Consider the following 18040-nt stretch of genomic DNA (forward strand, 5'->3'; position numbering starts at 1 on the left):
GCCCGCGACCTAGCGCTTCGGCGACCAGCCGAGTGCTGGGCCGACGCGCGTCGCGAGCTGCTCGAGCATCTGCTTCCAGTCGGCGAGCTCCATCTCGAACGGCAGCTCGAACAGGAGGTCGTCGGCAGCCTGAATCGCGGCGTCGTTCGCGACGAACTCGAGAATGTCGTCGAGCGAGCCGAGCACATCCTTCGCGATGATCGTATTGCGGCCGACGATGCCCTCGGTGCGCGGGTTGCGGCCCTCGGCGTACGCGCGGTATTTCTCGACCTGCGCATCCGTCGCCCCGTCGGTGGGCACGATGACGCGGGCGACCGTGACGCGCGAGCCGCCAGCGGCGCGATAGGCGTCGATCTGGTTGCGCTGCGCTGCGGAGAAGTTGGTGACGCCGTTCTCGGACGAGGAGATGTTGCTCACGAGCCAGTTCAGGCCCGCCTCGCCCGCCCACGCGGCCGACTTCAGCGAGCCGCCGCCGTACCAGAGCCGCTCCGCGAGCCCCTCGGAGTGCGGCTCGACGCGCTCCGAGTCAAAGTCGCCGCCGAAGCCCGAGTACGCCTCGAGCTCGCGCACCGGCTCGCCGCGCAGCAACGACCGGAGCCGCTCGAGGCGGCCGTAGCCGTAGTCTTCCTCGCGCCAACCGGTGTCGAAGACGAGGTCGTTCGTCGCCTCCTCGTAGCGGGGCGGGTGCACGCTGAGACCGGGCAACACGCGGCCGCCGGTGAGCACATCCGCCGTCGCGAGGTCCTCCGCGAGCCGGAACGGGTTCTCGAACTCGACCGGAATCACGGCGTTGCCGAGCCCGAGGTGCGTTGTTTCACGCGCGAGGGCGCCGAAGAGCACCGCGGGCGAGGGCACGCCGTACTGCATGTGGCGCGTGCGCAGCCAGCCCGAGTCGAGGCCGAGCTCGTCGGCGAAGCGGAACAGGTCGATCGCATCCTCGAACCCGGCGCGCGGGGCGTCGCGTGCAAAGGGGACGAGGTGGATGAATCCGAGGTGGGTGAACGCCATGATGCTCCTAGCTTGCGGTGATGTCGTCCGCGTCGAGGATGGAGTAGGAATACCCCTGCTCGGCGAGGAAACGCTGTCGGTTCTGCGCGAAGTCCTGGTCAACAGTGTCGCGCGCCACGACGGTGTAGAACGACGCGGTGACGCCCGATGACGACGGGCGCAGGAGGCGACCGAGGCGCTGCGCCTCCTCCTGCCGCGAGCCGTACGAGCCTGAGATTTGTACCGCCACCGAGGCATCCGGCAGATCGACCGAGAAGTTGGCGACCTTGGATACGACGAGGATCGGCTCAGCACCTGAGCGGAAGGCGTTGAACAGCTTCTCGCGCTCGGCGACCGGTGTCTGGCCCGTCACCTTCGGTGCGTGGAGCTCCTCGGCGATCGCGTCGAGCTGGTCGAGGTACTGGCCGATGATCAGGATGCGCTCGCCCGCGTGCTTCTTCACGAGCCGGCGGGCGACATCGTGCTTCACCTCGGCGCTCGCCGCGATGCGGTAGCGGTCTTCGTCGCTCGCGCCGGCGTACTCCATGCGGGCCTCGTAGGGCAGGTCGACGCGCACCTCGAAGCACTCGGCGGGCGAGATGTACCCCTGCGCCTCGATCTCTTTCCAGGGCGCATCGAAGCGCTTTGGGCCGATGAGTGAGAACACGTCGCCCTCGCGACCGTCCTCGCGCACGAGGGTCGCGGTAAGGCCGAGGCGGCGGCGCGCCTGCAGCTCGGCCGTGAGCTTGAACACAGGGGCCGGGAGCAGGTGTACCTCGTCGTAGACGATGAGGCCCCAATCGAGCGCGTTGAGCAGCGACAGGTGCGCGTACTGGCCCTTCCGCTTCGCGGTGAGGATCTGATACGTGGCGATCGTCACCGGCTTGACCTCTTTCACCTCGCCCGAGTACTCGCCGATCTCGTCCTCGGTGAGTGAGGTGCGGGCGAGCAGCTCGCTGCGCCACTGGCGCGCCGAGACGGTGTTCGTCACGAGAATCAGGGTGTTCGTGTCGGCCGCCGCCATCGCGCCGGCGCCGACGATGGTCTTGCCCGCGCCGCAGGGGAGCACGACGACGCCCGAGCCACCGGTGAAGAAGTGGTCGACCGCGTCACGCTGGTAGTCACGCAAGCTCCAGCCGTCCTCATTGAGGTCGATCTCGTGGGGCGTGCCCGGCGTGTAGCCCGCGAGGTCTTCTGCCGGCCAGCCGAGCTTGACGAGCTGCTGTTTGAGCTCGCCGCGTGCCCAGTCTTCGACCCGCATCACGCCCGGCGCGAGCTCGCCGTGCAGCAGCGGCGCGATCTTCTTGTTTGACGAGACCTGCCGCAGCACCGATTCGTCGTTGCTGCGCAGCACGAGCCCGCCGTCATCGTCGCGGTCGACCGTGAGGCGGCCGTAACGGTTCACGGTCTCGCGGAGGTCGATTGCGACGGCGTCGGGCACCGGGAACTTCGCGTACCGGTTCAGCGTGCCGAGCATCTCGTCGGCGTCGTGACCGGCCGCCCGCGCGTTCCAGAGGCCGAGCCGCGTAATGCGATACGTGTGGATGTGCTCGGGGGCCCGCTCGAGTTCGGCAAACACCGCGAGTTCGTGACGAGCCGCATCCGCGTCTGGGTGCGCGACTTCGAGCAGCACCGTGCGGTCGCTTTGAACGATGAGGGGTCCGTCAGCCATAACCTGCAAGTTTAGTCGCGTCCGGCGACCCGGGTGCCCTCGACCGCGACGATCGCGCGAAGCGGAACCGTGCGCTCGACCTCGGCTTCGGTATCGCGGGCCCGCAGCCGCTGCTCGGTGACCGAAATCGGCACGAGTTCGAGCTGCGCGGTGCGATCGCCGCCGAGCGCGATCTCGAGGCGGAGCTCAGCCCGATCGCGGCGCGCCAGCTCGAGCCGCCGGCGCAGCCAGGTCGCCTCGTCGTCGCGCTCGGGTTCGCCCGCGGTGTGTTCGGCGAGGGCGGCGGCGGCGGCGCGCAGGGTCGCGCTCGGGTCCGGCCGGTATACGGGGGCCGTGACTGGGTCGACGCCGCGACGCAGTTCGCCGTCGAGATCCTCGAGCGCCGCCGGGTAGCGCGCCTCGATGAGCGTGAGCAGCGTGGTTTCGGGGCTCGCGGCCGAGGCGAGCTCAGAGTCGGCCGGGCGCAGGGCGAGCGAACTCAGCGCGGTGTCGATGCGCAGGGTATCGAGCAGCTGCGGCGACTCGGCGCGCACTCGCGAGCTAATGCGGCCCAGATCGTCAACGTGCGCACGCACGCGCACCCGGCCGAAGCGCTCGGCGCTCGACTCGAGCAGGTAGGCGACCGGCTGCGGGATGCCCGTGAGCGAGAGTCGCTCGAGCTGCCCGCGGATGCCGGCGAGCGTGTCGCCAGCGAGCAGGGCTCGCTCGATCGAGGCCTGGGTCAGCCGAAACTGGCTCGCGAGGGCGCGGTGTTCGAGGTCGGCGACCCCGCGCAAAGCGGCATCGTCGGCGGCGCTGAGCGGGCCCGGCGCGATGATCGTTTGGTCGGGCTGCACGTAGACGCCGTGCACTGGCGGCGTGAGTTCGCCGGCGAGGAGGTCTCGGGCGTCGTCCGCGCGCCCGTCGAGCACGAGCGCGCCGAGCTTCGTGAGTGAGCCGTGTGCGGCGTCGGCGAGGCCGAGCGCAACCGCCGGATGCTCGGGGTCGCGCAGCCAGGTCGCCTCGCGCACCTCGTCGAGCGAGAGTTCGGCCAGCCACGCCTGCGCGAGCGTCAGCCACCGCTGCTCGATCGGGCGAGAGGAGAATTCGCGGCCGGATGCGGTGGGCGCCCAGATCTCTCCGGCGGGACCAATGAGCTCGGCGTGGGCGAGCCAGGCGTACACGGCGGAAACGACCTCGACCGGGCGCTCGACCTCGACGGCGAGACGCCGCAGCTCGATCGCGCTAAGCCGAACGCCGGTGCGCGCGTGCTGCACGGCTCGGCGGCGCGCATCCAATTGCCAGAGCGCGTCGAGCGCAAGTTGGGCGCCCTCCTGGGCGCGGTCACTGCCGCTGGGGGCGTCGTGCGCGAGCGCGTCGGTGTAAGTGGGAACTTCGGGCAGCAGGCGCTCGAGTTCGGCTCGTGCGTGCGGCAACAGCTCGATGTGGTCGCCGCGCACCGCGAGCTGTAGCCGGGCGGCGGCCTCGAGGGCACTCTCGTGCCCGAGTCGCATCCCGCGCAGCAGCCGCCAGTGCAGGCGGCGAAGACCGCTCGTGACATTCGCGTCGTCGCAGAGCCACTCGGCAAGGTCGATCGGGTCGGTCAGCCCGCGCGTCGGCACCCGCCGTGCGCGCAGCAAACGGACAAACCCCGACTCATCAAGCTGTCGGAGTGCAGCGAGAATTCGTAGCGAGTCGGGGACTTGAGTCACTTGTACCTGCGGTTCGCGATGATGCGCCAGACGATCACCGCGGTGACGCCGATGAGGGCGATGGGGAAGCCCCACCAGGCGACGAGCAACGCCACGGGCCAGAACCACGTCGCGTCGGTTGCGAAATCGACGCCCATCAGCGGGGCGATGAGCACGGCGAGGAGGCAGATGAATGCCACGATCGCGAGCGTCGCGGTGGCGTTGGCGAGAACGCGCTCGCCGCGACCCACCGGAGCCTGGTTCTGGGACTTGGTCACCGAACAAGCCTAAGCCACCGCGGGCGTCGGTAGAATAGGGGTTCGTTCGATTCGACGCAGCCGCGACCGCGCTGCACAAGGAGATGTGCCATGCCAACGGGCAAGGTCAAGTTTTATGACGCCGACAAGGGCTTTGGGTTCGTGCAGGGCGACGACGGACAGGAAGTCTTCCTCCACGTCACCGCGCTGCCCGCCGACGTGACGCAGTTGCGGGCCGGCACCAAGCTCGAGTACGGCATCGCGGACGGTCGTCGGGGCCCGCAGGCCCTGTCGGTGCGTGTTGTGGAGGCGCCCGCGTCGGTGACGCGCATGAAGCGCAAGTCGGCCGATGACATGGCGATCGTGGTCGAAGACCTCATCAAGGTGCTCGACCGCTCGGCCGGGCAACTGCGCCACGGCAAATACCCTGAGGGCGCGACCGGCGCCAAGATTGCGGCCATGCTGCGCCGCGTCGCGGATGACTTCGATGCCTGACGCGCTGACCCAGCTCGCGCTCGTCGCGCTCGGTGAGGTCGCACCCGCCGAGCAGATTGGCGAGCTCATTTCGATGAGCGAGCCCAATGAGGAGGGCGTACGCACGCTTCGCTTCGCTTCGGCCGTGCCCGGCCACCCGGACTGGTTCTGGACCGTCTGGACGACGCAGGTCGACGACGACGAGCCCACGGTGCTCGAGTGCGACCTGCTGCCCGGTGAGGATGCCCTGCTCGCGCCCGCGTGGATTCCGTGGGCCGAGCGTCTGGCCGAGTTCCGCGCGACGCACGACCGCAGCGGCAAGCTCGTTGACGAGGACGACGACGAGGATCTCGATGACGAGGGCGAAGAACCCGAACCCGAACCCGAGGCCGCCGACGCCGACGCCGAGTCGGAAGAGCCCCGCAGCTCGCGCGGCAAGTCCTCGACGCGGACACAGCGCCGCACACGGCGTCGGCGTCGCCGCCGGAGTTCCTAGCTAGAGGCGCTCGGCGACGTAATCGATCGCGGCGGCGAGGCGCTCAACATCGGAGGTCGGCACGGACGCAAACGTGCCGACTCGAAGCTGGTTGCGGCCCAGCTTGCGGTACGGGTCGATGTCGACGACGCCGTTCTCGCGCAGAATCGCGCGGAGCTGTGCGCTGTCGACCTCGGGCGCGAGGTCGAGTGTCGCGACGACCTGCGAGCGGTACTCGGGCCGCTGCACGAACGGGGTGACCCAGCCGCGCCCTTCGGCCCAGGCGTAGAGGTGGTCGCTCGAGGCCTTCGTGCGCGCCGACAGGGCGGGCAGCCCGCCGAACTCAAGCATCCAGCGCAGCTGTGAGTCGAGCAGCGAGAGCGTTGCGACCGCAGGCGTGTTCAGCGTCTGCTCCTTGCGCGAGTTCGCCACGGCCTGCGTCAGGCTCAACGACTCGGGGATGTACCGCCCGGATGCGCCAACGCGGTCGATGCGCGCGATCGCGGCCGGGCTCATCAGGGCAAACCAGAGGCCGCCGTCGCTGCCGAAGTTCTTCTGCGGGGCGAAGTAGTAGACGTCCCATTCGGCGGGCGAGGTTTCGGTGCCGCCGGCGGAGCTCGTCGCGTCGATCATCGTGAGTGCGCCCGGCGCATCGACCCGCTTCGGGGTGATCATCGCGCCCGTCGACGTCTCGTTGTGGGGCGTCGCATAGAGGTCGATGCCCTCGGCAGCCTCGAGCAGCGCGACCTCGCCGCCCGGCGCTTGCCGAACATCCGGCGCTTGCAGCCAAGGTGCCGCTGCCGCCTTCGCGAACTTGCCGCCGAACTCGCCGAACGATGCGACCTGTGCGCGCGTTTCGATCAGCCCGAATGCCGCCGCGTCCCAAAACGCCGTCGACCCGCCGTTACCGAGTACGACCTCGTAACCGTCGGGCAGGGCGTAGAGCTCGGCGAGCTGTGCGCGCACCGATGCCACCAACTGTTTCACCGGCGCCTGGCGGTGCGAGGTGCCGAGCACGTCGCGGCCGCGGGCCACGAGTTCGTCGAGCTGCGCTTCGCGGATCCTCGAGGGGCCCGAGCCGAAACGGCCGTCTGCGGGCAGAAGATCGACGGGGATGCGCATGTCTGTCATGACAATAAGACTACGTGCGGCGTGAGCCTGCGCATCGCATCAGGGCAGAGCCGATATATTTGAATAACGTGCCTTGCGAACAGCGGAAGGGGGTGCATGGTGTCGAACCTGGTGGACACAACGGAGATGTACCTCCGAACGATTCTTGACCTCGAAGAAGAGGACATCACGCCGCTGCGTGCCCGAATTTCGGAGCGACTGGGACACTCGGGGCCAACGGTGTCGCAGACGATTGCGCGCATGGAGCGCGATGGCCTCGTTGAAGTAGCCGCAGACCGACGACTCGTGCTCACCACGACGGGTCGGGAAAAAGCGATTCGGGTGCTGCGCAAGCACCGCATCGCCGAGTCGCTGCTGGCGAACGTGATCGGCCTCGACCTCGCCATCGTGCACGACGAGGCCTGCCGGTGGGAGCACGTCATGAGTGACGAGGCCGAGGAACGCATCTACAAGCTGCTGGGGGAGCCGACCGAGTCACCGTACGGCACGCCGATCCCTTCGGAGGTCGACTGCGGGCTGCAGCCCGACGTGGAGTTTTTTCGCGGCGTAGCCTCGCTCGACCAGGCCGAGATCTCTTCGGGCGATGTTGCCGAGGTGCGCCGCCTCGGCGAGCCACTCCAGGCCGACCTCGAGTCGATGCGGATGTTCCGGGAGCAGGGCGTGCTGCCTGGCAGCCGGGTCGTGGTCGAGTATCTCGGCGACGACATTCGTCTCTCGCCGGTGGGAGGGTCGACGAAGGTCGACGTGCCGATCCAGCTCGCTCGCCACGTCTACATCACGGCGGAGTAGACGCGCCGTTACAATTAAAAAGTGGCCCTGACCAGGGAAACGTTATCTAAAGTATCCGAATTCGTTACATTATCGTGACATTTTCGTGATCTTTCGTTACCGTTGGTGTATCGACGAACGCACTCGCGTTCACGATGTACCGAGGCACCGCGAACCCGCCCCCTCAGTACTTCTCACCTAGATCTCGGTGGGCGGGGGAGCGTCCGCGGTGCGGAGGGTCGAAACTTTGCAGAACACCACCCCCACTGGCGCACTTACTCGTCGGGAAGCCCGCGAGATCGAGCGCCGCACTGGCGTCCGGCCTGTCGCGTCGACGACCGTCTCCCCGTGCCCCACCACGTCGAACGTGTGGGACACCGGTCGCATCGATCGCAATGAAATGGCCGCGCTGCTCTCGGTGATCCCCACCGAGCTTGCTGCCGAGGCCGAGACTGCGGCAGCGTCGAGCCGTAATGGACGCGGGCTCACCGTTCGTGCCGAGCGCCCCGCCGCCCTCGTCACCCGCGGTCGCCGCCGCACTGCCGGCGGATTCGCTGCCGCCGCATCCATCACCGCGCTCGCTGCCGTCGGTCTTACCTCGGTCGTTGGCCAGGGTGCCGTCGTGGCCGACAGCTCGAACCACGAAGCCGACCTGCTGGCCCGCGTTGGTGCCAATGAGGCCCTCAAGCAGTCCGACGGCATCGTGAAGTCGGACGACACTAAAAAGGACACCACTGCCGAGTCGAGCAATCCTGCCGCTGAGTCGAGCGAGCTGACCGAGATCGAGTCGTTTGACGCCGGTTCGGTGTCGTCCGCCGCCGCGGCCACCGAGGTCGAGGAGCCCGAGGCCTCGGTCACCGAAGTGAGCGCCGAAGGCTCCAGCGAGACCGCGACCGATGACACCACGGCCGCCGCCGACTCGAGTGCCACCGCATCCGCGAGCACCTCGGGCAGCTCGGTCATGTCGATCGCCGAGCAGTACATGGGCACTCCCTATGTCTGGGGCGGCACCACGCCGTCGGGCTTCGATTGCGCAGGCTTCGTCGCCTGGGTGCTCAACGAGGCGGGCTACAGCGCTACGACCTCGATCGCGCAGCTCGCGTCGATGGGCACCGTGACGACCGATCCGCAGCCTGGCGACCTCGTGATCTACGACGGGCACATCGGCTTCTACGCCGGCCCGAACTCGATGCTGCACGCTCCGTACGCAGGCGATGTCGTCCGCTACGGCACCATTGACTGGGGCTCGCACTACTTCGTGCACCTCGGTTAAATCGGGCTCCGTGACAAATCTCGTTATCTTTTTGTGAGATTTCTGTCACATGGGCGTGACATTCCCGTGATCTTTCGTTACGCTCATTTTTGTCGACGAACACGACCGTGTTCAGGTCATACCGAGGCACCGCAAACCCGCCCCCTCGGTACACTCACCAAAGTCTCGGTGGGCGGGGAAATATCCGCGGTGCGGAGGGTCGAAATTGGACAACACCACTCAGAATGGCGCAACGCTCACCCGCCGTCAGGCACGTGAGATCGAGCGCCGTACCGGCGTCCGCCCCGTGGCAAATGCCGAGCCCGGCTCGTCGTTCCACCGCGAGGACACCGGTCGCATCGAGCGCAACGAGATGACCGCGCTCATCTCGGTGCTGCCGACCGAACTCATTAACCAGCTCAGCGAGCCGGCTGCCGGGGCCGAGGCGCCCCGCGGCCTCACGGTCCGCGCCGCCCGCCCTGCAGCGCTCATCGCGCAGCGTCGTCGTCGTACCGCGGGTGGCTTCGCCGCCGCGGCCTCGGTGACCGCCCTTGCTGCCGTTGGTCTCACCACGGTTGCTGGTCAGGGTGCCGTGGTCGCTGACACGCAGCACCAGGCCGACCTCCTCTCGGCCGTAAACTCGCAGGTCACCGGCGCAACCGCCGACGCCGCGACCCAGGCTGCCGAAGACAAGAAGGCCGAAGAGGCCGCCGCGCAGGAGCAGTCGGCTCCCGCTGCCGAGGCAACCGAGATCGAGTCGTTCGACTCGGCAACCGTCGCTTCGGCGGCCGTGGCCGTGCCGACCGAAGAGCCCGAAGAGACCACGACTGCCGCCGACACGAGCTCGAGCTCGACTGAGGCCTCGTCGTCCGACAGCACCGGCAGCAGCAGCTCCGCGTCGACTCCGGCTCCCGCCCCGGCGACCGGCAACGTGCAGCAGGTCATGCTGAGCTACCTCCAGTCGATGCTTGGTTCGTACGGCATGGACTGCACCGACTACGTGCAGAACGCGCTCGCCGCGGCCGGCCTCACGACCGCTCGCCTCGACGGCGGCTACGACTACGGTGTTGGCGACTTCACGCAGTTCGGCACGCAGATCGACCCGAGCCAGGCGCAGGCCGGCGACATCATGATCAAGTACGACTACCACGTCTCGGTCTACGCCGGTGGCGGCCAGGCCTACCACGGTGGCTGGAACGGCGCTGCGAACGACAACGTCCTCACCTCGTACCAGGGCGACCCGTACTTCTACGACGTCATCATCCGCGTCAACGGCTAGTACCGGTATCGCATGCGGGCGGGCAGCACTCTTCGAGTGGTGCCCGCCCGTTTGCGTTTTCGCCCCAGCGCGCAGTCGAGGTGTCGAACGCGTGAACTCTGCGTGACGAGCTCGCGCGTCGCCGAGGCAAGATCGGCAACTCCGGCCCGTTGGGCAGTAGCATCTTCCACAGATCACCCCGGTGACTCGAGTCCGAAAGGAGCAGTCATGACCTTGCAACGTCGTCAGGTCAGGCCGCAGGCGCGTGCCTGCTCCGGTTTCGAGCGCCATTTCCACCATGGAATAATCGCGCCTGCGTCTAGTTATGGCACTGCCTTGTGGCAGTGCCATTTTTTGTCTGCATTCCAGGAGCAAGCATGCGAACTCTCGTTTTGAACGCCGGGTACGAACCAATCGCCGTGGTTTCAGACCGCCGCGCGCTCGTCCTGGTGCTGGGTGGTAAAGCCGCCCTGCTCGAGGCCGACGATACGGTGCCGCTACGTTCCACGAACCAGCAGTTCTCCCGGCCGCGGGTGATCCTGCTCAAGCGCTACGTGCGCATCCCCATGGCGCGACGGATGCCCGTGTCACGCAAGGGCGTACTACGTCGCGACGACAACAGTTGCGCCTACTGCGGTCGCTTCGCGAACACGATCGACCACGTGCAGCCTCGCTCACGTGGGGGTCGCGACTCGTGGGAGAACCTCGTAGCGTGCTGCCTGCGCTGCAATAACGTCAAGGGAGACCGTACGCCCGAGGAGATGGGCTGGCAGCTACTGTGTCGCCCGGCGGCGCCACTGAGCCACGGCTGGCACGTGCGTGGGGTCGACCGGGACTCCTCGGAGGAGTGGGCCCCGTACCTCGCGGCTTAGCGGTCGCGGTGGCGCGCGCCGTGGGGGAGCGACCCCGCGGTCGCGCGCTCGACGAGCTCGACGTCGCGGGCGGCGGCGCAGAAGTCGTCCATGCGTGCTTCGAGCAGCGCGCGGAGCTTCACGAGCATGACTTGCTCGGCCTGCGGCCCGAACACGGGGAGTCGGTGACGGAAGGTCGTCTTCCAGGTCACTCGGGTGCCACCGTCAGTCGGGGCGAAGTGCCAGCCCTCACCGTAGCTCTCGAGCCACCACGGCCCCTTGACGAGCCGCGTGCTCGAGAGCTGGCCGGGCATCCAGTGGTCGTACTCCTGGATCAATCGCAGCCCATCGTCGAGCCGCACGAACACCTGCGCGCCGCTGCCGAGTCTCGTCGCATCGCGCAGCAGAAGCTGCTTGACGACACGCGTGTCCCACGCCGTGCGGTCGGGACCGAGCGTGTGCGCGAGCGCGAACGCTTCTTCGGGAGTGAGTGGAACGGTGGCCGTGACTTCGTACGACTGCGACATGCCCCCAGTCTACGAAGCGGCCTGCACGGGCCACCCCTCGGAGGGCTGGATCACGACAAATCCCTGGCCGTGGAAAGCCAATTGGAACGCCTCGCCGCTGCCGCGGCCGATGAGCGAGCCCATCTTGAAGTCGTTCTTCAGCGTCGGCTGGAGGTTGGCCGACCACGCGACGGTGGCCTGCGGATCGGTGAACACCGGACCCTGGCTTGCGTCGAGCACGAAGGGCGTGCCGTCAGATGTCAGCGCAACGGTACCGCTGCCGCCGATCTCGAGATTGAAGAGGCCGCCGGCGAGCAAGCCAGCGTTGCCGAGCATCCGCGGCTCGTACTGAAGGGTGTCGTCGAACGCGAGCAGGTGGTCGGTATTGAGGGTGATGCCCTCGTTCTCGAGCTCCATCATGAAGACCTGCTGGGCGCGGTTCGCGAACCATGCCTCGCCCTGGCCGGTCACGTGCATGAGGCCCTTGCCCTCGCCCGTGAACTGCTTCTTGAAGAACTGGCCCACCGACTTCGAGCCCTGGTGGGCGAAGTCGAGCCCGCCGCGGTAAGCAACCATGACGCCCTTGCGCGCGATCACACCGGGGCCGAAGCCCGTGCGCAGCAGTCGGCTGCTCTCGAGCACCCAACGGTCGGTCGACGGGTCGCGAAAGTTGTCCTTGTCAAAGATTGGGCTGCGCATGGTGCATTCCTTTCGTTCTGCACCAAGTTATACACGCGTTGACCAGGTGCGCTCACTGCTTGCCCGCCGGTGCACCCCTTGCGGTGGAGGCGGATTACTCCAGGGGGCGGACATAGGCTGGCCAAACACCATCAACGTCGATGAAACGAGGGTCCATGTTCTCTACTGCTGACGAACTCATTGCCGCGCTGCAGCCCGCAAGCGGCGGTCGAGACGTTATCGATCCGAGCACCGGTGCGGCATTCACCCAGGTGCCCGTTGCCACGTCGGAAGACCTCGATGCGGCGATCGACCGTGCCGAAGCTGCGCAGAAGTCGTGGGCCAAGCTGTCCCATGCCGAGCGCAGCGACTACCTGAACAAGGCGGCGGATGCGATCGAGGCGTCGAGCGAGGCACTCGCCGTGCTCCTGTCGCGCGAGCAGGGCAAGCCGCTCAACGGCCCAAACGCCCGCTTCGAAGTCGGCGCGTGCGTGAGCTGGCTGCGCGCGACCGCGGCCTTTGAGCTTGAGCCCGAGGTCGTCATGGAGGACGACACGCAGCGTGCCGAGCTCCACTACGACCCGATCGGCGTCGTCGCCGCGATCAACCCGTGGAACTGGCCGATGATGATCGCCATCTGGCAGTTCGCGCCGTCGCTGCGCATGGGCAACACGGTTGTCTCGAAGCCCGCAAGCTCGACCACGCTGTCGGTCCTCGCGCTTGCGAAGGTCATGAACGAGGCGCTGCCCGAGGACGTGCTCATCGTCGTGCCGGCGAACAGCAAGATCGGCGCGGCGCTCACGGGCCACCCGAAGATCGGCAAGGTCATGTTCACCGGTTCGACCGAGGTCGGCCGCATCATTGCGCGCGACGCGGCCGAGAACATCGCCCGGGTCACCCTCGAGCTCGGCGGCAACGACGCGGGCATCGTGCTGCCCGATGTTGATGCCAAGGCAATCGCAGAGGACCTCTTCTGGGGCGCGTTCATCAACACCGGCCAGACCTGCGCTGCACTGAAGCGCCTCTACGTGCCAACCGAGATCTATGACGACGTCGTTGAGGCACTCGTTGAGGTCGCGAAGAACATGCCGATGGGCAACGGCCTGGACGAGCAGAACGTGCTCGGCCCGCTGCAGAACCAGGGCCAGTACGAGGTCGTGGACCGCCTCGTCAACGCAGCCCGCGACGGCGGCGCGACGATCAACGTCGGCGGCGACCCGGATGCGTCGGCGCCCGGCTATTTCTACCCGACCACGATCGTGTCGAACATCAGCAACGACAGCCCGCTCGTGGCCGAAGAGCAGTTCGGCCCGGCCCTGCCGATCATCAAGTACGACTCGCTCGACCAGGCGATCGAGTGGGCGAACAGCCTCGAGGTTGGCCTCGGCTCGAGCGTGTGGAGCTCCGACACGGCGAAGGCCGTCGAGGTCGCCCGCCAGCTCGAGGCCGGCACGACGTGGATCAACGCGCACGGCGCGATCGACCCGCGCATCCCGTTTGGCGGCGCGAAGGCGTCGGGCTACGGCCTCGAGTTCGGCACCGCCGGTCTCAAGGCGCTCGGCCAGCCGCACGTCATCACGATCCCCAAGGCGTAATCGCCGTCATGAACAAACCGCGGCTCCACTCGTTTGAGTGGGGCCGCGGTTTCGCTGTGTGCCCTCGGCGGGAATCGAACCCGCGCGCACCCTTTAGGAGAGGGATGCTCTATCCACTGAGCTACGAAGGCGCACTGCAATCGTAGCGGGCCCGCGAATGCATGAAACTCCACGGGCACTGCGGCAATCACCGGGCAACGTCGCCTAGGTTGAAACCTGTGTGGGGCATTTTCCGGAGGCAGAACGCCAAGAACAACGACGAAGCAACCGTCGACGTCTCGGTGGAGCGCGATCGCAAGGAGGCGAGCGCGACTGAACCCATTCTCGAACGCGAGCAGCGCGCGCGAGAACTCGAGGACGGCGTCGCGGTTGGTGATCGCCCGACCGAGTGGATTAACCAGGCGCGCGCGACCCGGGCGACCAAGCCTGCCGACGAGACGCCCGAGCCGACCGACACCACCGCGTTTGCGCCGATGCCGACGCTGCCGGCGGTCGAGGTAGAGGAGCAGGAAGCGGAAGCGAGCTCCGAAGCGCCGGCCGACAGCGAGTTTGCCGCACCCGAGACGTCACCCGTCGCGGCGCAGCCGGTCAACATCGGCGACACGCACGTGCGCTGGCGCGAAGAAATTGCCGAGCTCGGCGGCACCTCGCCGCTGCGCAACTTCGCGGCTCGCCGGGGCACCTACATCGACCTGACGACGGCGCACCCCTCGGGCATCGCGACGCTGCTTGCGCGGCGCCCCGTCATGCTCTCGAGTCTCGTGCGCGAGCCGATCGCTTTCCGCACCGCCCTCGAGGCAGCGGGTCTCGTCGCGCGTCGCGGCGCCGAGCTCGAGGCGGGGCGCGGGCTGAGCTGCGTGCAACTCGCGATCGGGTTTGCGAGCTGGCTTTCGAGCGACGGCGAGCTCCACGCCCCGATCTTCCTGCGCACCGCGACCCTGCGTCGCCTCGGCCGCGACTATGAGATTCGCCTGCGGGGCAAGCTGCAGCCGAACATCGCGCTGCTGCGTGCGCTATTCGACGACGGCGTGACCGTGCGCGCGAGCGAGTTGCAGACCCGGGTCGGCGACTCGGGCTCGCTGTTCCCCGACGCGGCGTTCGAGTACGTGCGTGAGGCCGGGGCGAAGCTGCCGAAGTTCGAGATTGACTCGATGGCGGCGCTCTCGACCTTTGCCGACTTCTCGGGCGCCATGCTCGACGACGCCAAGCAACTGCGGCACCCGGTGCTCGACGCGCTTGCGGGCGACCGGGATGCGCGCGGGCGGCTCGCGCGGCCGATCAGCGCCGAGACGTCGATCGACCCCGACCGCCGCGACCCAGCATCCGACCGGCTGCTGCTCGACGCCGACACCGAGCAGGAGCGCGTCGTCGACGCGATCCTCGGCGGCTCGAGCTTCGTCGTCGAGACCCTGCCCGGCACCGGTGTCACTCAGACTGTCGTCAACGCGATCGGCCACCTCGTCGACCGCGACCGTCGCGTGCTCGTCGTGACGCCTCGCATCGCCTCGATTCGGGCCATCCGCGCGCGGCTCAAGCACGTGGGGCTCGAGGGCCTCGCGGTGACGCCGCGTACGCTGCGCCGCGACGTCATCGCCGCGATCTCGCGCAACGAGCGTGCCGATCGCCCGAACACCGCCGACCTTGACGACGCGCTCGTGCGCCTGCGTCGCGTGCTCGCCGACTACCGTAGCGCGCTGACGACCGACCACCCCGAGTTTGGGGTGTCGCCGCTCGACGCGCTCGAGGCACTCAGCCGACTCGAGCTCCGGGATGTGCCGCCGTCGACGACCGCGCGCCTCGGCCACGAGCAGCTCGTCGCACTGCGCGAACCCGCCAAACGTGCCGCGGCTGCCGAGCAGATGCGCGACCTCGCCGAGCTCGGCGAGTTCCGCTTCTCGCATGATGAATCGCCCTGGTACGGCCTGTGCTTCCAGAGCACCGACGAGGTCGAACATGTGCACTCGACCGCCGTGCGCCTCGCCGACGGCCGCACGAGCGAGTTGCTGCGCTCGGGCGAGAAACTCATCGAGCAGACCAACCTCCGTGCTCCCGAGACCTTCGCTGAGCTCGGTATTTACCTGCGGCTGCTCGCCGACATCCGCGAAACGCTCGACCGCTTTACGCCTGAGATCTTCGACGCCGACCTGTCGGAGCTCATCGAGGCGACCGGACCGCGCCGCGAGGGCAGCGACATGTCGGCCTCGCGCCGTCGCGAGCTGCGCAACTACTCGCGCGAGTTTGTGCGCCCTGGCGTGACCGTGAACGAGCTGCACGAATCGCTGAAGTACGTGCAGCGCCAGCGCATCATGTGGCACCGCTACGTTCGCGACGCGGCCCAGCCGAATGTGCCGACCGGCATCGACCGGATGCGTTCGGAATGGCGCGACGTGAGTGCGCTCGTGCAGATCGTCGACGCGCCCCTCGGCGATGCGGGCCGGACCACGCTAGCCGATACGAAGCTTGACGAGCTCGAGGAGCGGCTGCAGCAGTTCGCCGCGAAGTCGGAGGTGCTCGACAACGCCGTGGATCGGCTCGCGCTCAACGAACAGCTGCGAGGCCAGGGCCTCGGTGAACTGCTCGACGACCTCGGCGAGCGCCACCTCGAACCCCACGAGGTTGAGGACGAGCTCGAGCTCGCGTGGTGGCAGTCGGTGCTCGAGGAGCAGCTTGCAAACGAAAAGGCGCTGCTCAACGCGAACACTCGCGTACTGACCCGACTTGAAAGCGACTTCCGCGTCGTTGACGAGGCGCACACCGCATCCAGCGCCGACCAGCTCGCATGGCAGCTCGCCCAGGCGTGGAAGGTCGCGCTCGTCGACCGCGCCGAGGAGGCGGACTCACTGCGCGAGTTGCTGCGCACGCCTGGCCTGACCTCGCGCCAGCTCGTGGACCAAGCGGCGGGGCTCTCTCGCTCAGTGTCGCAGGTGTGGATCACGACGCCCTACGATGTGCCGCGCATCGACCCGCGCGCGAAGTTCGACGCCGTGCTGCTCGTCGATGCGGCGGCCGTGCAGACCTCCGAGGTCGTCGGCGCCATCCGCCGCGGCACGCAGGTGATCGCGTTTGGCGACCCTGTGACGCAGTACCCGACGCCGTTCAGCGTGGCCGTGCTGCCGCCGAGCGAGCCGCAGCCGGGCGTGAACCGCAGCGAGGCCGAGGTCGAGGCGAGCATCGACGACACCGCGTACGCGCAGCTCGCGAAGCTCCTGCCAACCATCTCGCTGACCCGTTCCTACCGGGCAGGCGGTGAAGACCTCACTGAGCTCGTCAACGAGCGCTTTTATGGCGGCCGCCTGCACTCGATGCCCTGGGCCGGCGCGTTCCTCGGCCACTCATCGCTCACCTATTCGTACGTACCCGGCGGCACCGGCCTGCCCGATCGTCGCACCGGCACGGTCGAGGCGACCGATGCCGAGGTGACGCGCGTCGTGGAGCTCGTGCTCGATCACGCGATCCACCGCCCGCGCGAGTCGCTGATGATTGTGAGCGCCTCAGCCGCGCACGCCGAGCGAGTCGAGCAGGCCATCTGGTCGGCGGTCTCGCAGCGCAGCGACCTCGCGGAGTTCTTCACCAAGCCGCGGAACGAGCCCTTCATCGTCGCGACCATCGAGGCCTCGGTGGCGCAGGCGCGCGACCGTGTCATCTTCTCGCTCGGCTACGGCGTGACGCCGCACGGTCGCGTGCTCTCTGACTTCGGCGTGCTCGGCAGCCCGCTCGGCGAGCGCGCGCTCGCCGTGACGATGACCCGGGCTCGTCGCTCGCTCGTCATCGTCACCTGCGTGCGACCCGACCAGTTTGAAGTGTCGCGCCTGACCCGCGGCACCGTCGGCCTCGCCGAGATCCTCACCGAGCTCGGCGAACGTACCGAGCAGCCCGGCGGCTCCGACCCCGACGGCAGCGGCGAGGCGCCGATGCTCGTTGACCTCGCGCGCCGCCTTGCGTCGTTTGGGATGCGCGTCGAACTGGGCTTCCGAGGCGAGATTCCACTGGCCGCGTCGTACGGCAACCGGGCGATCGTCATCGACATGGACGTTGCCGCGGGGGAGTCGGCACCGGCCACGACGCTGCGCGAGTCGCTGCGCTTGCGCCCCGAGCTGCTGAAGCGCCTCGGCTGGTACTACCTGCGCGTGCGCGCATTCGAGCTGTTCGCGAACCCGGAGGCCGTCGCCCGGCGCATCGCGATCGCACTTGACGTGCCGATCCCCGACGAGGATGCGGCCGATCTGCCCGAGCTCACGCGCGGCAAGCCGCAGCTGCCTCGAGCGGAGGCGGAGTGACCCGCAAGCATCGGCGGGTGATCACCGAGCCACCCGCTGGCAGCGATCCGCATCCGGCCGACACCTATCGCGAGCTCGCGGGCGAAGACCGTCCCGAGCAGTGGGGGGATGCGCCGCGCAAGGCGGAAGACTCCGCCAACGATGACCGGCTGCGCGACAACGTGCCGCCACACAACGTGAACGTTTAGG

At 68.0% G+C, this 18040-nt stretch carries 16 protein-coding genes and 1 tRNA gene; 9 read left to right on the forward strand and 8 right to left on the reverse strand.

The annotated features are described in order from the left end of the window. Positions 1-9 precede the first annotated feature (9 nt). From QM019_RS06560 to QM019_RS06575, 4 genes are all read right to left on the reverse strand, one after another. Positions 10-1008: an LLM class flavin-dependent oxidoreductase gene (locus QM019_RS06560; RefSeq protein ID WP_282852336.1), complete on the reverse strand. Its 999-nt coding sequence runs from the start codon at positions 1006-1008 to the stop codon at positions 10-12. 7 nt (positions 1009-1015) lie between these two features. Beyond that, the gene (locus tag QM019_RS06565; protein ID WP_282852337.1) at positions 1016-2659 is read right to left on the reverse strand and encodes a DNA repair helicase XPB; all 1644 of its coding nucleotides are present in this window, start codon (positions 2657-2659) and stop codon (positions 1016-1018) included. Between the two features lie 11 nt (positions 2660-2670). Continuing rightward, positions 2671-4278, reverse strand: coding sequence for a helicase-associated domain-containing protein (locus QM019_RS06570; RefSeq protein WP_282852338.1), 1608 nt, complete (start codon positions 4276-4278; stop codon positions 2671-2673). 68 nt (positions 4279-4346) lie between these two features. Next, the gene (locus QM019_RS06575) at positions 4347-4607 is read right to left on the reverse strand and encodes a hypothetical protein (RefSeq protein ID WP_164509715.1); all 261 of its coding nucleotides are present in this window, start codon (positions 4605-4607) and stop codon (positions 4347-4349) included. A 90-nt stretch (positions 4608-4697) separates the two neighbouring features. Here QM019_RS06575 and QM019_RS06580 point away from each other — a divergent pair, with 90 nt between their 5' ends. Continuing rightward, the gene (locus tag QM019_RS06580) at positions 4698-5081 is read left to right on the forward strand and encodes a cold-shock protein (protein ID WP_125106423.1); all 384 of its coding nucleotides are present in this window, start codon (positions 4698-4700) and stop codon (positions 5079-5081) included. After that, complete coding sequence (locus tag QM019_RS06585; protein WP_282852339.1) at positions 5074-5556, forward strand: DUF3027 domain-containing protein; 483 nt, start codon at positions 5074-5076, stop codon at positions 5554-5556. Before QM019_RS06580 ends, QM019_RS06585 begins: the two co-directional genes overlap by 8 nt. Here the strand turns inward: QM019_RS06585 and serC are convergent, their stop codons facing one another. Beyond that, the gene (serC, locus tag QM019_RS06590; RefSeq protein WP_282852340.1) at positions 5557-6666 is read right to left on the reverse strand and encodes a phosphoserine transaminase; all 1110 of its coding nucleotides are present in this window, start codon (positions 6664-6666) and stop codon (positions 5557-5559) included. A gap of 99 nt (positions 6667-6765) precedes the next feature. Between serC and QM019_RS06595 the strand changes: the two genes are divergently transcribed. The 4 genes from QM019_RS06595 to QM019_RS06610 all read left to right on the forward strand — a co-directional run bounded on the left by QM019_RS06595 (position 6766) and on the right by QM019_RS06610 (position 10816). Continuing rightward, entirely contained in the window at positions 6766-7455 is a 690-nt protein-coding gene (locus tag QM019_RS06595; RefSeq protein ID WP_125107402.1) for a metal-dependent transcriptional regulator, read from the forward strand. A 226-nt stretch (positions 7456-7681) separates the two neighbouring features. Next, positions 7682-8707, forward strand: coding sequence for a C40 family peptidase (locus QM019_RS06600; protein ID WP_282852341.1), 1026 nt, complete (start codon positions 7682-7684; stop codon positions 8705-8707). A 205-nt stretch (positions 8708-8912) separates the two neighbouring features. Beyond that, positions 8913-9965: an NlpC/P60 family protein gene (locus tag QM019_RS06605; protein ID WP_282852342.1), complete on the forward strand. Its 1053-nt coding sequence runs from the start codon at positions 8913-8915 to the stop codon at positions 9963-9965. 356 nt (positions 9966-10321) lie between these two features. Next, complete coding sequence (locus QM019_RS06610) at positions 10322-10816, forward strand: HNH endonuclease (RefSeq protein ID WP_282852343.1); 495 nt, start codon at positions 10322-10324, stop codon at positions 10814-10816. On the opposite strand, the gene QM019_RS06615 is transcribed toward QM019_RS06610, so the two are convergent. Then, positions 10813-11322, reverse strand: coding sequence for an SRPBCC family protein (locus QM019_RS06615; RefSeq protein WP_282852344.1), 510 nt, complete (start codon positions 11320-11322; stop codon positions 10813-10815). The genes QM019_RS06610 and QM019_RS06615 overlap by 4 nt on opposite strands. A gap of 9 nt (positions 11323-11331) precedes the next feature. Beyond that, entirely contained in the window at positions 11332-12000 is a 669-nt protein-coding gene (locus tag QM019_RS06620) for an AIM24 family protein (protein WP_125106416.1), read from the reverse strand. A 155-nt stretch (positions 12001-12155) separates the two neighbouring features. Here QM019_RS06620 and QM019_RS06625 point away from each other — a divergent pair, with 155 nt between their 5' ends. Continuing rightward, positions 12156-13574: an aldehyde dehydrogenase family protein gene (locus QM019_RS06625; protein WP_282852345.1), complete on the forward strand. Its 1419-nt coding sequence runs from the start codon at positions 12156-12158 to the stop codon at positions 13572-13574. A 59-nt stretch (positions 13575-13633) separates the two neighbouring features. Here the strand turns inward: QM019_RS06625 and QM019_RS06630 are convergent. After that, positions 13634-13705, reverse strand: a tRNA-Arg gene (locus QM019_RS06630). 87 nt (positions 13706-13792) lie between these two features. Here QM019_RS06630 and QM019_RS06635 point away from each other — a divergent pair. Both QM019_RS06635 and QM019_RS06640 read left to right on the forward strand, forming a co-directional pair. Then, a complete protein-coding gene (locus tag QM019_RS06635; protein WP_282852347.1) occupies positions 13793-17851 on the forward strand; it encodes an AAA family ATPase in 4059 nt (1352 codons plus the stop codon). Further along, the gene (locus QM019_RS06640; protein ID WP_282852348.1) at positions 17848-18039 is read left to right on the forward strand and encodes a hypothetical protein; all 192 of its coding nucleotides are present in this window, start codon (positions 17848-17850) and stop codon (positions 18037-18039) included. The genes QM019_RS06635 and QM019_RS06640 overlap by 4 nt, the downstream gene beginning before the upstream one ends. Position 18040 lies beyond the last annotated feature (1 nt).

Source organism: Gulosibacter sediminis (genome assembly GCF_030011715.1).
Classification (GTDB): Bacteria; Actinomycetota; Actinomycetes; order Actinomycetales; family Microbacteriaceae; genus Gulosibacter; species Gulosibacter sediminis.